Source organism: Georgenia sp. M64 (genome assembly GCF_038049925.1).
In the GTDB taxonomy this organism is placed as follows: domain Bacteria; phylum Actinomycetota; class Actinomycetes; order Actinomycetales; family Actinomycetaceae; genus Georgenia.
Window position 1 is genome coordinate 2555246 of record NZ_CP145809.1, and the last position, 13467, is coordinate 2568712.

General features: G+C 74.2%; 15 protein-coding genes. 9 read left to right on the top strand and 6 right to left on the bottom strand.

Features of this window, described 5'->3' with window-relative positions; all coding sequences use genetic code 11:
- The first annotated feature begins 202 nt into the window (after positions 1–202).
- Genes AAEM63_RS11445 through AAEM63_RS11465 form a run of 5 tightly spaced genes read left to right on the top strand, consistent with a single transcriptional unit; the run spans position 203 to position 4808 of the window.
- On the top strand, positions 203–1267 hold the full coding sequence (locus AAEM63_RS11445) for an acyl-CoA dehydrogenase family protein (RefSeq protein WP_341358402.1): 1065 nt from the start codon (positions 203–205) through the stop codon (positions 1265–1267).
- Positions 1264–2031, top strand: coding sequence for an ATP-binding cassette domain-containing protein (locus AAEM63_RS11450; protein WP_341358403.1), 768 nt, complete (start codon positions 1264–1266; stop codon positions 2029–2031). The genes AAEM63_RS11445 and AAEM63_RS11450 overlap by 4 nt, the downstream gene beginning before the upstream one ends.
- Positions 2028–3209: an ABC transporter substrate-binding protein gene (locus tag AAEM63_RS11455; protein WP_341358404.1), complete on the top strand. Its 1182-nt coding sequence runs from the start codon at positions 2028–2030 to the stop codon at positions 3207–3209. The genes AAEM63_RS11450 and AAEM63_RS11455 overlap by 4 nt, the downstream gene beginning before the upstream one ends.
- Positions 3206–4099 carry an ABC transporter permease gene (locus AAEM63_RS11460; protein WP_341358405.1) on the top strand — a complete coding sequence of 298 codons (894 nt, stop codon included), beginning with the start codon at positions 3206–3208 and terminating at the stop codon, positions 4097–4099. Before AAEM63_RS11455 ends, AAEM63_RS11460 begins: the two co-directional genes overlap by 4 nt.
- A 22-nt stretch (positions 4100–4121) precedes the next feature.
- Positions 4122–4808, top strand: coding sequence for a DNA alkylation repair protein (locus AAEM63_RS11465; RefSeq protein WP_341358406.1), 687 nt, complete (start codon positions 4122–4124; stop codon positions 4806–4808).
- Between the two features lie 32 nt (positions 4809–4840).
- Here AAEM63_RS11465 and AAEM63_RS11470 read toward each other — a convergent pair whose 3' ends face one another.
- Complete coding sequence (locus AAEM63_RS11470) at positions 4841–5524, bottom strand: nuclease-related domain-containing protein (RefSeq protein WP_341358407.1); 684 nt, start codon at positions 5522–5524, stop codon at positions 4841–4843.
- Positions 5525–5727: 203 nt separating this feature from the next.
- Positions 5728–6324, bottom strand: a complete 597-nt coding sequence (locus tag AAEM63_RS11475; protein WP_341358408.1) for a helix-turn-helix domain-containing protein — start codon at positions 6322–6324, stop codon at positions 5728–5730.
- Between the two features lie 172 nt (positions 6325–6496).
- Between AAEM63_RS11475 and AAEM63_RS11480 the strand changes: the two genes are divergently transcribed.
- A complete protein-coding gene (locus AAEM63_RS11480; protein ID WP_341358409.1) occupies positions 6497–7021 on the top strand; it encodes a DUF4242 domain-containing protein in 525 nt (174 codons plus the stop codon).
- A gap of 454 nt (positions 7022–7475) precedes the next feature.
- Here AAEM63_RS11480 and AAEM63_RS11485 read toward each other — a convergent pair whose 3' ends face one another.
- The 3 genes from AAEM63_RS11485 to AAEM63_RS11495 form a co-directional block, all read right to left on the bottom strand.
- A complete protein-coding gene (locus tag AAEM63_RS11485) occupies positions 7476–8318 on the bottom strand; it encodes a DUF2182 domain-containing protein (RefSeq protein ID WP_341358410.1) in 843 nt (280 codons plus the stop codon).
- A gap of 12 nt (positions 8319–8330) precedes the next feature.
- Entirely contained in the window at positions 8331–8960 is a 630-nt protein-coding gene (locus AAEM63_RS11490; protein WP_341358411.1) for a DUF1326 domain-containing protein, read from the bottom strand.
- 189 nt (positions 8961–9149) lie between these two features.
- A complete protein-coding gene (locus AAEM63_RS11495; RefSeq protein ID WP_341358412.1) occupies positions 9150–10229 on the bottom strand; it encodes an alpha/beta fold hydrolase in 1080 nt (359 codons plus the stop codon).
- Positions 10230–10418: 189 nt separating this feature from the next.
- Here AAEM63_RS11495 and AAEM63_RS11500 point away from each other — a divergent pair, with 189 nt between their 5' ends.
- Positions 10419–10703 (top strand): type II toxin-antitoxin system prevent-host-death family antitoxin, encoded by a 285-nt coding sequence (locus AAEM63_RS11500; RefSeq protein ID WP_341358413.1) that lies wholly within the window; start codon positions 10419–10421, stop codon positions 10701–10703.
- Complete coding sequence (locus tag AAEM63_RS11505; protein ID WP_341358414.1) at positions 10700–11101, top strand: PIN domain-containing protein; 402 nt, start codon at positions 10700–10702, stop codon at positions 11099–11101. Before AAEM63_RS11500 ends, AAEM63_RS11505 begins: the two co-directional genes overlap by 4 nt.
- 42 nt (positions 11102–11143) lie before the next feature.
- On the opposite strand, the gene AAEM63_RS11510 is transcribed toward AAEM63_RS11505, so the two are convergent.
- Positions 11144–12523, bottom strand: coding sequence for a wax ester/triacylglycerol synthase domain-containing protein (locus AAEM63_RS11510; RefSeq protein ID WP_341358415.1), 1380 nt, complete (start codon positions 12521–12523; stop codon positions 11144–11146).
- Positions 12524–12691: 168 nt separating this feature from the next.
- On the opposite strand from AAEM63_RS11510, the gene AAEM63_RS11515 reads away from it, so the two are divergent.
- On the top strand, positions 12692–13465 hold the full coding sequence (locus AAEM63_RS11515; protein ID WP_341358416.1) for an SDR family oxidoreductase: 774 nt from the start codon (positions 12692–12694) through the stop codon (positions 13463–13465).
- The last annotated feature ends 2 nt before the right edge of the window (positions 13466–13467 follow it).

The following is a 13467-nucleotide window of genomic DNA, read 5'->3' on the forward strand; positions in this document are numbered from 1 at the left end:
CCAGGTGCCCGGAAGGTGCCGCGCAGGTGAGGGCCGGGTGAACGACACGTGGCGGGTCGGTGCCGGCACGGACATCGCGGCGGGCCGGACCGCACCGTCCGGCCCACATCCTGAGATCCCGGCGAACCGGACGAGAACAGACCGGTCTGTCGGTGGGAGCGTCGGGGCTTCACCGGACCGACACCGCCCAGGAAGGCCCGACATGACTGCCTCCCCCTCGCTCGAGGACGTCCTCGAGAACGTCCTGCCCGACATCGCCGACCGGGCCGGGGCCATCGACCGCTCGGACGCCGACCCGCTCGACGACCTGCGCGTCCTCGGCCACCGGCTCGACCTGTTCGACCCGAGCGCCACGTCGGTGGCCACCGCGGTGCGCGTCATCGAGTCGGTGGCCCGGGCGTCCCTCACCGTCGGCTTCGTGGCCTGGGCGCAGCGGATGGCGGCGGAGTACCTCGCCCTCGCCCCGGCCTCACCCCTGGCGGCCGCCCGGCTCGCCGACGTCGTCGCCGTCCGGCGCCGCGGGGTGACGGCCATGGCCGCCGGACAGCGCCAGGCCGTCGGGCTCGAGAAGGCCCCCGTCACCGCCACTTCCGACGGTGCGGGCGGCTACCGCCTCAGCGGCACCGTGGCCTGGGCGTCGAACGTCGCCGCGGACAGCGTGGTGGTCCTGGCCGCGAACCTGCCCGACGGCGGCACGCGCGTCCTCGCCGTCGACGCCGCGGACCTCACCGTGCGCGAGGCGCCGGACCTGCTGGGGCTCAACGCGACGGCGTCGGGCTCGCTCGTCATCGAGGACGTGGCCGTCCCGGCCGAGGCGGTCGTGAGCACCGACCTCCAGGTCTTCGCCGCCACGATGCGGCCCCGGTTCCTGCTCCTGCAGACCGCGTTCTGCAGCGGCGTGACGTCGGCGGCGCTCGACGCCGCCGGCCCCCAGCTCGCCGGCACCGGCGCCGTCTACGCGGGCGACCACGCGGACCTCGCCGCCCGGTACGGCGACCTCCGGGACCGCCTGCACGGCTACGCGGCGCAGGAGGTGGCCTCGCCGGGCACGGTCGCGGTCCGCGACCTCATCGCCCTGCGCCTGGAGAGCACGACGCTCGCCACCGCCAGCACCCGCCTGGGCCTGGCCCTGGACGGCGGGCGCGGCTACGCCACCGCCTCGGCCACCAACCGGCGCTTCCGCGAGGCGTCCTTCCTGCCCGTGCAGTCCCCCTCCGAGGCCCAGCTGCGCTGGGAGCTCGCCCGGGCCGAGGCGGCCGCGCGATGAGCGCCCCCGTGACCCCGCCCGTGACCGTCGCGCCCGCCGTCCGGGTCGACGGGGCCCGCCGGACCCTGCCCGACGGCCGCCCCCTGTTCGCCGGCCTCGACCTGGAGGTGCGGGAGGGCGCGTTCTTCGTGCTGCTCGGCCCGTCCGGCTCGGGCAAGTCCACGCTGCTGCGCGTCCTCGCCGGGCTGGACCAGCTCGACGACGGCACGGTCGACCTCGCGGCCGTCAGCGAGGCCGACGGCGCCGGCCGGGTCCGCCCGAGCGTCGCCATGGTGTTCCAGGACCCGCTGCTCTACCCCTGGCTCACGGTGCGGGAGAACGTCGCCCTCGGCTCGCGGTTCCGGGCCACCCGCGAGCGCCACGGCCACTCCGACCTCCAGGAGATGCTCGAGCACTTCCGCCTGGACCACCTCGCCGACGCCTACCCCGACGAGCTCTCCGGCGGGCAGGCCCAGCGGGTCGCCGTCATGCGTGCGGTCGGGGTGCGTCCCCGACTGCTCCTCCTCGACGAGCCGTTCAGCGCCCTCGACCCCGCCACCCGGGCCGACCTGCAGCAGTGGCTCGCCGGCGTCGTCGCCGAGCTCGGCACGACGACGATCCTCGTCACCCACGACGTCGACGAGGCGATCACGCTCGGCGGCCGCATCGGGCTGCTCAGCGGCTCCGGCGTCGTCGACCGCGTGTGGACGGACGTGGACCGGGCCCGCGAGGGCGGCGCCCGGACCGCGCTGCGCTCCGAGATCCTCAGCGAGTACCGCCGATGAGCCTGACGCGCCGGGGCCTGCTGCGGGCCGGGTCCGGCCTGCTGGTGGCGGGCGCCGCGGCCGGGGGCCTGACCGGTCTGGCCAACCTCGGGATCACCGCCGCCACCGGGGCCTCGCCGGCGCCGGGGCGGGACCGGCCGCTGCGGATCGGCTACCTCCCCATCACCGACGCCTCGCCCCTGCTCGTGGCGCACGGCCACGGGCTCTACGGCGAGCACGACCTCGACGTCGCCCAGCCGGTCCTCTTCCGCAGCTGGGCCGGGCTCGCGGAGGCCTTCCTCACCCGTCAGGTGGACGTGGTCCACATGCTCATGCCGATGGCGCTGCAGCTGCGCGCGACCGTCGACCCGGGCGCGCGGGTGCTCGCGTGGAACCACACGTCCGGCTCGGCCCTGACCGTGGCCCCGCAGGTCAGCGACCTCGCCCAGCTCGCGGGGCAGCAGGTCGCGATCCCGGGGTGGTGGTCGATCCACAACATCGTCCTGCAGCGGATGCTGCGCGGCGCGGGCCTCGAGCCGGTGATCCGGCGCGGCGCGTCGGCCCGGGCGGGGACGGTCGAGCTCATCGTCATGTCGCCGTCGGACATGGTCCCGGCGCTCGCCGGGGGGTCGATCGCCGGCTACACCGTCGCGGACCCGTTCAACGCCGCCGCCGAGGCGCGCGGGATCGGCCGGATCCACCGCTTCCTCGGGGACGTGTGGCGGGACCACGCCTGCTGCGTGCTCCTCACCCACGACGAGCTCATCGACGCCCGGCCCGGCGCGGTGCAGGCCCTCACCGACTCCGTCCTGGCCGGGCAGCAGGCGATCGTGGCCGACCGGGCCGGGGCTGCCGCCACCCTGACGGAGATGTCGTACCTGCCCCAGCCGGGGCCGGTCGTGGCGCGGGCGCTCAACCAGCCGGCCGACGCCCACGCCGTCGCCCACCCCGCGTGGGACCCGCACCTCATCGGGTTCGCACCGTTCCCGTTCCCGAGCTTCACCGAGGCCCTGGTGGAGAACATGCACGCCACGGTCGTCGACGGCGACCGGACGTTCCTCGACCGCCTCGACCCCGCCGCGGTCCACGGCGCCCTCGTGGACGACCGGTTCGTCCGCACCGCCCTCGAGCGCACCGGCGGCGCCGCCGCCTGGGGCCTGCCCGCCGACCTCACCCGTACCGAGGAGATCGCCGTATGAGCGCCCAGACCCCGACCGCGCCGCCCTCCGGCGCGCCGACCCGCAGGGCCCCTGTCGATGCCCGCACCGACGCGCCCCGCGCGCGGAGCCGCGGAGACCGGACCGGCCGCCTGGGCGCCACGCTCGCCGGGTTCGCCACGCTCATGGTGCTGTGGTGGGTCCTGACCCACCCGGCGGTGGTGGACGACCCGATCCTGCGCGCGGTCGCCCCGCAGCACGCCCTGCCCGCCGTGGCCGGGCTGTTCGCCCGCGGCGTCCTCGTCCCGGACGCGCTCGCCTCGCTCTACCGGCTCCTCAGCGGCCTCCTCGTGGCCGCCGTGGTCGGGATCCCCGTGGGCCTGCTCGTAGGGCTCAACCGCCGGCTCGAGCAGGCCACGCACTCGCCGTTCCAGTTCCTGCGGATGATCTCGCCGCTGTCCTGGACGCCGCTCGCCGTCGCCGTGTTCGGGATCGGGCACGAGCCCGTGGTCTTCCTCGTCGCCGCGGCGGCCGTGTGGCCGATCGTCATGAACACCGTGGCCGGCGTGCGCGCCATGGACCCCGGGCACGTGCTGGTGGCCCGCTCGATGGGTGCGACGCACCGGGAGATCCTGCTCGCCGTCGTCCTGCCCTCGATCCGGCCGGCCCTGCTCACGGGGTTCCGGGTGGCCCTCGGCACGGCATGGATCGTGCTGGTGCCGGCGGAGATGCTCGGGGTGCGGTCGGGGCTGGGCTACCAGGTCCTCAACGCGCGCGACCAGCTCGCCTACGACCAGGTGATGGCGGTCATCGTCGTCATCGGGGCGCTCGGCTTCCTCCTCGACACCCTCTCCAGGCGCCTGCTCGAGCGGCGCCGGGCCACGCCGGCCGCCCGGGCCGGCCGGGCCACCGCGGCCGCCGCCGTAGGCTGACCCCGACGATCGGGAGGGCGAGATGGCGCAGACGGTGACGACCGGGACGACGGCGGCCGAGGTGATGGCCGAGCTGGCCGCGCTCGAGGACCCCAGGATCCGCGAGGTGAACGCCCGCCACGGCGACGACCACGGCGTGAACCTCACCAAGCTCCGCGCCGTCGCCAAGCGGCTCAAGACACAGCACGAGCTGGCCCGCGAGCTCTGGGCCACCGGCGACACCGCCGCGCGGCTGCTCGCCCTGCTCGTCTGCCGCCCCAAGGCGTTCGAGCGCGATGAGCTCGACACCATGCTCCGTGACGCCCGGACCCCGAAGGTGCACGACTGGCTCGTCGGCTACGTCGTCAAGAAGTCCCCGCACGCCGAGGCGCTGCGCGTGGCGTGGTTCGCCGACCCGGACCCGGTGGTCGCGAGCGCCGGCTGGGCGCTGACCACCGACCGCGTGGCGCGCAGCCCCGAGGGCCTCGACCTGCCCGGGCTCCTCGACGTCATCGAGGCACAGATGAAGGACGCCCCCGACCGCCTGCAGTGGGCGATGAACCACTGCCTGGCCCAGATCGGCATCGAGCACGCCGAGCACCGCGCCCGGGCGCTGGAGATCGGCGAGCGCCTCGAGGTCCTCAAGGACTACCCGACGCCGCCGGGCTGCACCTCCCCGTTCGCGCCGGCGTGGATCACCGAGATGGTGGGCCGGCAGCGCACGAGCTAGCACGGCGCATCGCGAGGTTGCGCAGCGGGCTCTCAGCCGGACCTGAACCGGGAGGTGACGGCCTGGCGGGTCGCCGCGACGTCGACATCCCCGTCGCCGCTCTCGGTGATCAGCCTCGCGAGGCGTCTCGGCCAGATCGCGTGGACCCCGCGCGTGGTGAACGCCCCACCGATGAGCGGCCAGTCGGCGTCGACGAAGCAGAGCACGCCGGTCACCGGCACCTCGCCGACGACGTCACGCACCAGCTCGACCTGTCGGAGCACGCCGTCGACGAGCTTCGTGCAGTCCCGGCGGCCCACCAGCACCTTCTCGACACGGGGCCGCAGAATCCCACCCTCGATGGTCAGCGCCGGTCGCCCCGTGTAGCGCTTGGCGTCGATCACCCACACGCCGCCGCGGGTGATGGCGATGTGGTCGATGTTGGCCTTCGTGCCCGGGATACGGCGGTCGTGCAGGACGGCGACCCTGTCCGACGTCAGCCCGTCCAGGCGTGCGCCCAGGCGTTCCTCGCCGACCGCCCCGCGCTCCCACGCCGTGGTGCTCTGCTTCTCGTCCGCCAGCACGACCGCGAGACCGCCCAGCCTCCCCCACCTCTGGCGGAGCCGCTCCTCGTCCTTGGTCCTGCGCCGCTCGTACTCGCGGCGAGCGGAGGAGCCGGCCACCCCGGCCACCTCCTCCGGTGGCGAGTCCGGGGTCGGCACCTCGACGTGCGCCACGGATGCCGCGCTTGTCTCCGCCGTCGGGCACTCGACGCAGCGAACCGTCCTGGTGACACGCTCGTACACGGCGTCGGCGCGGGCCGGGAGCTGGGATCCGCAGACCCGGCAGACGCCGGCGTAGCGGAGCCTCATCCGCTTCGTCGACTCCGGGTCGGCTTCGTCGCCGCTCGCTTCGCTCATCGCTGCGTGCCGGCCGCCGGTCAGCGGGCGAGCATCGCCGCGGCGAGGTCGCGGGCGGTGCGCAGCGGCTCGCCGTCGTGGGCGAGCTTCGACCCGGCCAGCGCGCCGTCGTAGAGGACCCGCAGCCGCCGGGCCAGCTCCTCGGCGTCGTCGCGACCGTCCTGGCGCAGGAGGTCCGCGATCGTGGTGAAGAACCAGTCGCGGTGGGCCGTGATCGCGGCGCGGACGGCCCGCTCACCCGCCGTCGTCGCCTCCGGGTAGTCCGACGCGACGCCGAGGTAGAGGCAGCCGCGGTGGTGCGGCTCCTGGCCGGCCAGGGCGAGGTCGAAGAAGGTCAGCACCTTCGCCGTGGGGTCTGCCTCGTCGGCGACGGCGCCCGCCCACCGATCGCGGTCCCGCTCGTCGAGCGAGCGGACGTAGGCGGCCACGAGCTCATCCTTGGAGCCGAAGGTCGTGTACAGGCTGGCCTTCGCCACACCCGCCTCGCGCAGGATGCGGTCGATGCCGACGGCGTGGACGCCCCGCTCGGCGAACAGCTCGGTCGCGGCCGCGAGCAGCCGGTCCCGCGGAGGGAGCCGGTCGGCCCGCGCCCGCTGCTGCCCGGTGGTCACAGTCACGCGACCACCCTATCGACCGAGTTCGTGGGCTTCCCCACGGATCGGTCCAGCTCGTGGACACAACACCACCCGATAGACCGACCTGTCTGTTCAGCCAGTACGCTGGCATGAGCCCGGCGACGGGCGGACCACGTTGCCCACGGGCAGACAATCGACCCGGAAGGAACCCGGCATGGCTCTCTACCTGTACGAGACGGTCCCGAACGAGGCGCACCGCGAGGACCCGGGCGCCGTCGTCGCCGACATCGGCGAGCTCCTCACCGCCGCGGGGGCCGAGGTCATCGAGTCCCAGGTGACCCGCGGCGCCACCCAGATCTTCACCGTGGCCGAGGTCGCGGACGACGCCGTCGCGCCCGAGCTCGACGCGTCCGACCTGGACGCCGTCTCGGTCTCCGAGCCGGCTAAGGTGCGGATCGTCGGGGCGGACCTCGCCGACATCAAGGCCGCCCGCCCCGCCGCCGGCTACCTCGTCGAGTGGGACATCCCCGCCGAGATCGACATGGACAGCTACCTCACGCGCAAGAAGGCCAACGCCCCGCGGTACGCCGACGTCCCCGAGGTGAGCTTCCTGCGCACCTACGTGCGCGAGGACACCCTCAAGTGCCTGTGCTTCTACGACGCCCCCGACGAGGAGGCCGTCGTGCGCGCCCGCAGCGCCGTCAGCACCCCGATCAGCCGGCTCCACGAGCTCGTCTGAAGCAACGCGCCAGGTCACCCGAACCGGAGCGGACCGTCCGACCGGAAGCACGCGACACCAGCGACCTTGGACCTGTCGTCCGGCGGTTTGCGGGGTTAGGGTGGACGGACAAGACCGCAACTCCCCCGGCGGTCGGACGCGGTGCACACGTTCGCCGGCGGCGGGGGGAACGGTGCCGAACGGAAGCAGAGCAGGTGATGCGTAGAGGTGATGAAGCCAACTAGCGCTACCCGGCCGTCAGGCGACATGCGACCACTTGGCCGTTGATGCGAAGTCAGCACCGGCACTGCCCATGATCGGGCGAGTCGCGGAAGCCGACCCACCGGGAATGCACCCTTGAGAGGCCCGGGTCCACGGACCCGGGCCTCTCCTTGCGCGACGACGCAGTCGGCCCGTGCGCTCAACGGAGTCAGTCCGCGCCCGACGCAGTCAGCGCCGGTGGGGCCCGACGCACTCAGCGCCGGGCGAGAACCGACCCGCCGTCGTCGACGGCGTGACCGGTGTCGCCGTGGCCCTCCTCCGCCGGCCCCGTCAGGGCGACGACGAACGCCCCGGCGACGACGAGCGCCACGGCCACCACCGGCACGAGCCGCCGCCCGCGTGGGTGCGTGCGCTCGATGAGCATGACCCCGGTCAGGGCCGCCATCGCCACGAGGTTGCCCATCCCGACGGCGAACATCACGAGCATGAGCGCCCAGCAGCAGCCCAGGCAGTACGCGGCGTGCCGCAGGCCCGTGTGCCAGGCGCCGCCCACCCCGCGCCGGTAGTGCGACCACAGGAAGGCCGACGGCGACCGGCACTCGGTGAGGCAGCGCTCCTTGAGCGGGCTGAGCTGGAAGAGCCCGGCCGTCACGAGGACGCCGCCGGCGATCAGTCCCGGGTTCTCGGCGAGCCACGGGGTGGCTTCGACCACCCGGTGCAGTACCGCGTCGGCGCCGAGCGCGACGACGGCGAACCCGGTCCACACCGCGAAGTAGGCGCCGACGAAGACCGCCATCGTCGTCCGGGGCCGGGCCTGCCCGCGGGCGACCCGCTCGAAGGCCCGGAGCATCGGCAGCGCGGTCGGCAGCATCATCGCCGCCGTCATCACCTGCCAGGTCGCCACGAACAGGAGCAGCGCCACCGGCAGCGACGCCGGGGGTGCGGCGAGGATGGCCCCGTGGTCGAGGACCGCCGCCCGGTCGAGCGCGACGAGGGCCAGCATCAGCGCCCAGGCGGCCGCCACCGTGACCAGCACGAGCGGGTCGAGACCCGGGCGGACACGGAACCGGGCGAGCGGCGCGTGCGAGACGGCCATCTCCGCCACCCCTCAGGCGGTGAAGCGGAAGTGGCCCTGGAGGGCGTTGTGCCCGCCGAGGTCGACGTCGGGCAGGCCGTGCCGGCTGCCGTCGCGCGTGAACCGCGCGGCCTTGCCGACGTAGACGGGCGAGCCGGGAATCGTCGAGAACACGGTCTCGGAGAGCACCGACGGCTGACCGGTCGCGCCGGCGTACCCGGTGATCTCGGCGTCGGCGATGTTCCCGACCGTGAGCCGGCCCGCCCCCTCGGCCACCGTGAACACGATGGGTGCCCGCTCGACGGCGGCGACCTCGCCGATGAGGCCCGCCAGGTCCGCGACCGCGCCGCCCAGCTGTCCCGTGAACAGGCGCAGGAGGGCGTCCTCCTGCTCCTGGGTGGCCTTCTCGTCGACGACGACGACGGCGCGCCACCCGCCGGCGAGGACGTTGCCGGGGATGTGGACGCTCAGGGCGAGGGTCAGGCCCGAGACGTCGGTGCCCTCGATGGTGCCCGAGTCGACGTGCCAGGCGAGGGCCGAGTCGCACGTGCCGCCGTCGGGGTCCTCCCCCACCCAGCACGGGCAGATCACCTCGCAGGAGCAGACCTCGAGCAGCCGGCCCTCGACGTCGTACGTGGTGGTGGTGGGTGCGGTGGTGGTCATGGTGGTCCTCCTCGGGTGTGCTCCTCACGCTAGGAGCGCCCGGGGCGCGGCCGCGTCCGTCGTACCACCCACCCGTTCCGGCCACCCACGTCTCCGGTCGGCGGGCTCGCGGCGCCGTGCACGTAGTCCGCCCGGCCGGGGCGGTCGGTGGCGCGGGCGGCGGGGCGCATCGCCGTGGAGCGGGTGCCCTCAACCCCCGCTCGGGTGCACCGTCGCCGCCGCTGCCGCGGCTCGGGCGCCCTTGCCGGTCAGGCCGAGCTTGACGTAGACGTTGGACAGGTGCCGCTCGACCGTCCGCGGGCTGAGCCCGAGCTCGGCGGCGATCTCGTCGTTGCCCAGCCCGCGCCGCACGAGCGCCATGACGTCCAGCTCGCGCACCGTCAACGGCGTGTGGGGCGTCAGGCCGGCGTCGCCGTCCGGGTCGGCCGCGAGGAAGTCGTCGACGAGGCGGAAGAACCGCTCCCACGCCGGCTCGTCGGGCTGGATTACGTGGTTGTGGCCCGGGAGCAGCGCGAACCGCGCGTGTGGGATCGCGGCCGCGACCTCCTGCCCGGCGGTGAGGGGGATGACCCGGTCGTCGTCGAGGTGCATCACCAGCGTCGGGACGGTGACGTGCGGTGCCACGCTCCGGACGTCGATCGCCGCGAAGGCCGCCTCGAAGCGTGCGGCGTCGGCCGGGGTCGTGGTGCGCCGCAGGAGCTCGTCGTAGGCGCGGAGGAGGTCCTCGTCGCCGTCGGGGACGAAGTCGGAGGTGTATAACCGGCGGAACGTCGGGTTCTCCTTGCCCCAGGCGATCCGGATGAGCGTGGTCATGGCGTCGCGCGCCTGACGCTGGAGCTCGGTGGGGTTGCGGTGGTCGAACCCGCGGAGGTAGCCGCCGTAGAGGACGAGGTGGCTCACCCGCTCGGGATGGGCCGCGGAGTAGCGGATCGCGACGGGCGTCCCCTGGGAGACGCCGAGGAGGGCGAAGCGGTCGAGCCCGGCGGCGTCGACGACGGTCTCGAGGTCCTCGACCCACGCGTCGAGCGAGAAGTCCTCGACGTCCCGGTCGGAGAGTCCGCAGCCGCGCTCGTCGTAGCGCACGACCGTGTACCGGCTGCCCAGCTCGGCGAGGAAGGGGTGCCAGATGGGGCTCTCCCAGTCGTACTGGAGATGGGTCAGCCAGTGGGCGGCGCGGACCAGGACCGGTCCCTGGCCGTGGACGGCGTACGCCAGGCGCGTGCCGTCCCGCGCGGTGGCGAACCCGATGCGCTGCTCGAGCGCTGCCATCGCTTCAGTGTAGGGACCGTGTCGGCGCGGCGAAGCCGTTGGCGAGGTCCCGGCTGCCGAGCCACCGGGGCCTCGCCCGTCTCCCGTTCAGCCGCTGATCCAGTGCGCCATTCCGGGAGGCAGCTCGCGCGCAGGATCGCCGTTCAGCTGATGCGCTCTTGTAGCACTCAGAGTGCTACCGTGTCCGGTATGACGCGTATCGGAATCCGGGAGCTTCGCCAGCACGCGTCCCGCTACGTCGCCATGGTGAGGAAGGGCGAGACCGTCGAGGTGACGGACCGGGGACAGCTGGTCGCACTCCTCACCCCCCCGGAAGGCCCCAGGAGCGCTCGGGAGCAGCTGATCGCGGCCGGCCAGCTCATTCCGGCGACGAGTCCGAGTGGGCGTCTCCGCTCCCCGCACCCTGTGCCGGTGGCACCCGGCGAACCGACCAACGAGGATCTGCTCGACGCCGGCCGCGAGGAACGGTTGTGATCTACCTCGACTCGTCGGCGGTGATGAAGCTGGTGCGCCGCGAGGCAGAGACAGCCGGGATCCTCGAGTGGCTCCAGCTTCACCGTGACCTCCCCGCGGTGACGAGCGAGCTCGGCCGGGTCGAGGTCCTGCGAGCCGCGCGACGAGCGGGCGCGAACGCGCTGGCTGAGGCGCGGGCCGTCGTGGGAGACCTCGACCTCATCTCGCTCGACCGCGCGGTGCAGGACGTCGCATGCGACGTCGGAGAGCCATCGCTCAGGACCTTGGACGCCCTCCACCTCGCCTCCGCCCTCCTGCTCGGCGAGGCCCTGACGGTCCTCGTCACGTACGACCATCGACTCGCCGATGCCGCGCGGGCCGCCGGCCTGGTCGTCGCCTCTCCCGGCCGGTCGACCTGACGTGGCACACTCGCCGGTCTTCCACGACCGGGTCGCTCGCCCTCAACACGCCCCTAGCTGCACCAGCGTGTCCGTCAGACCACTGACGAAGGCATCGAGGTCGGGGACGACGTCGCCGTCGCCCACCACGTCGATCTCCAGCGTCCCGGCGTAGGAGAGCACCCCGACGGACAGCGCGAGGTTGCCCTGGTTCGTGCCCAGCTGGAACAGCTCCAGCACCGGCGCGCCCGCGAAGACGAGCGGCGCCGTCGGGCCGGGGAGGTTGCTGACGAGCAGGTTCACCATGCGCTGGTGGTTCATCACCCCGACCATCCAGCGGCGCAGCAGCCGTCCGCCAGGTCTCAGCGGCGGCCGGCCCCGCCGGGCGGCGGTGTGGGCGGCGATGCGCTTCAGGCGGCGCACCGGGTCCGCCTCCCCCACCGGGACGGGCACGACGCGCACGCCGGTGAGGTTGCCGGGGGCTCCGTCGGACCGGGCCGCGGCGGGATCGCGGAGCGAGGCGATGACCGAGACCCGCAGGACGAGGTCGTCGCTCAGCTCGCCGCGCTGCTCGAGCAGACGCCGGGCGCCGCCGGCCACGGCGGCCAGGACGACGTCGTTGACCTTGCCGCCGTGCGCGTGGGCGACGGCCTTCGTGCGGGCCAGGTCGGCGCGGGCGAGGACGACCCGACTGCGTCCACCCACCGGCCGGTTGAAGGAGACGGCGGGCGCCCGGCCGGCGCGCAGCACCCCCGCCGTCTCCACCGCCCTCGCCGCGGTCAGCCGGGCGCCGGTCGCGACAGCGCGGGTGGTGGCACGCAGGCCCTGACGGGTCGGCGCACGTTCAGCGGCGTCGCGCACGGTGGCGTCGCCGCGGCCCGCCCCCGGATCGGTGACCTGCCCGTGTGGCGGCGCGCCCGGGGCACCCTCGAACAGCGACTCCAGCAGACCGAGGACCGCGACGCCGTCGGCGATCACGTGGTGCAGCCGGAGGAACAGCCCGACCCGGTTCTCCGGCAGACCGGTGAGGAGCCACATCTCCCACAGCGGGTAGCGACGGTCGAGCGGACGCTCGTTGATCCGGGTGCAGGTCTCGAGCAGCGCGGCCTCGTCGGCGGGCGGGTCGAGCGCCCGGGTGCGCACGTGCCGGGTGAGGTCGATCGCGCCCGGAGCCGACCAGCGCGGCCCGCCGTGAGCGGCCCCGCGCGCCATGCCGCGGGGCGGCAGGACCAGCCGCTGGCGCAGGCGTCGGGGCAGGCGCGCGCTCACGTACTCGCGCACGGCATCGAGCCGCACCTCACCCGCGGGGTCGCGCAGCGGCCGCCCGTCGAGGACGGCGAGCGCGGCGACGTGCATGACCACCCCGCGGGCCTCGACCATGAGGTTGGTGACATCCATGGCGCTGAGGCGGTCCGGCCGCGCGGGCCGTCGCTCGAGGGTCACCGGCCACCTCCCCGCCGTCGGGAGCTCACACCACAACCGTAGGGGCGGCGGTCGGGAAGCGGCGTCTGTCGGCGACCGGGCCGGGCACCGGCTGGGCCCATGGTCCGGCTCGCCGTCCCCTGGTCGTGCGTAGGTTCAGGACCACGACCGTCAACGAGGAGAGTCGCCATGGGCACTTACGTCATCACCGGCGCCGCATCCGGCATCGGCCGGACCACGTCCGAGATCCTGACCTCACGCGGACACCGGGTGGTGGGGGTCGATCTCGCGGGTGTCGACGTCGACGCCGACCTGTCCACGCCTGATGGCCGCGAACGCATGGTCGAGGAGGTACGCGGGATCACCGGCGGTCGCATCGACGCCGTCATCGCCTGCGCTGGACTCTCGACCCCGACGACGACGACCGTGCGGGTGAACTTCTACGGCGCCGTCGCGACGCTCCAGGGCCTGCGCCCGCTGCTGGCCGGGTCCCCCGCGCCGCGCGCCGCGGCCGTCGCCTCGATGGCTTCGCTGTTCCCGCCGGACGAGGAGCTGCTCACCCTGCTGCTCGAGGGGACCGAGGACGAGGCCGTCGCACGGGCCGAGGTGCTCGCCGCCGACGAGCGGGCCGGCCAGATCTACGGGACCTCCAAGCGGGCGCTCGCCCTGTGGGTCCGCGCCCACGCCGCCACCCCGGAGTGGGCCGGTGCCGGGATTCCGCTCAACGCCGTTGCGCCGGGCATCATCCGCACCCCGATGACCACCGACCTGCTCACCACCGAGGAGAGCACGAAGGCGCTCCTGCAGCAGGTACCCATGCCGCTCAACGGCGTCGCGGAACCCGAGACGGTCGGGTACCTGCTCGCGTGGCTGACGGGCGAGGAGAACACCCACCTGTGCGGGCAGGTCGTCTTCGTCGACGGCGGCTCCGACGCGGTCATCCGCGGGGCGTCCACCTGGTAGCC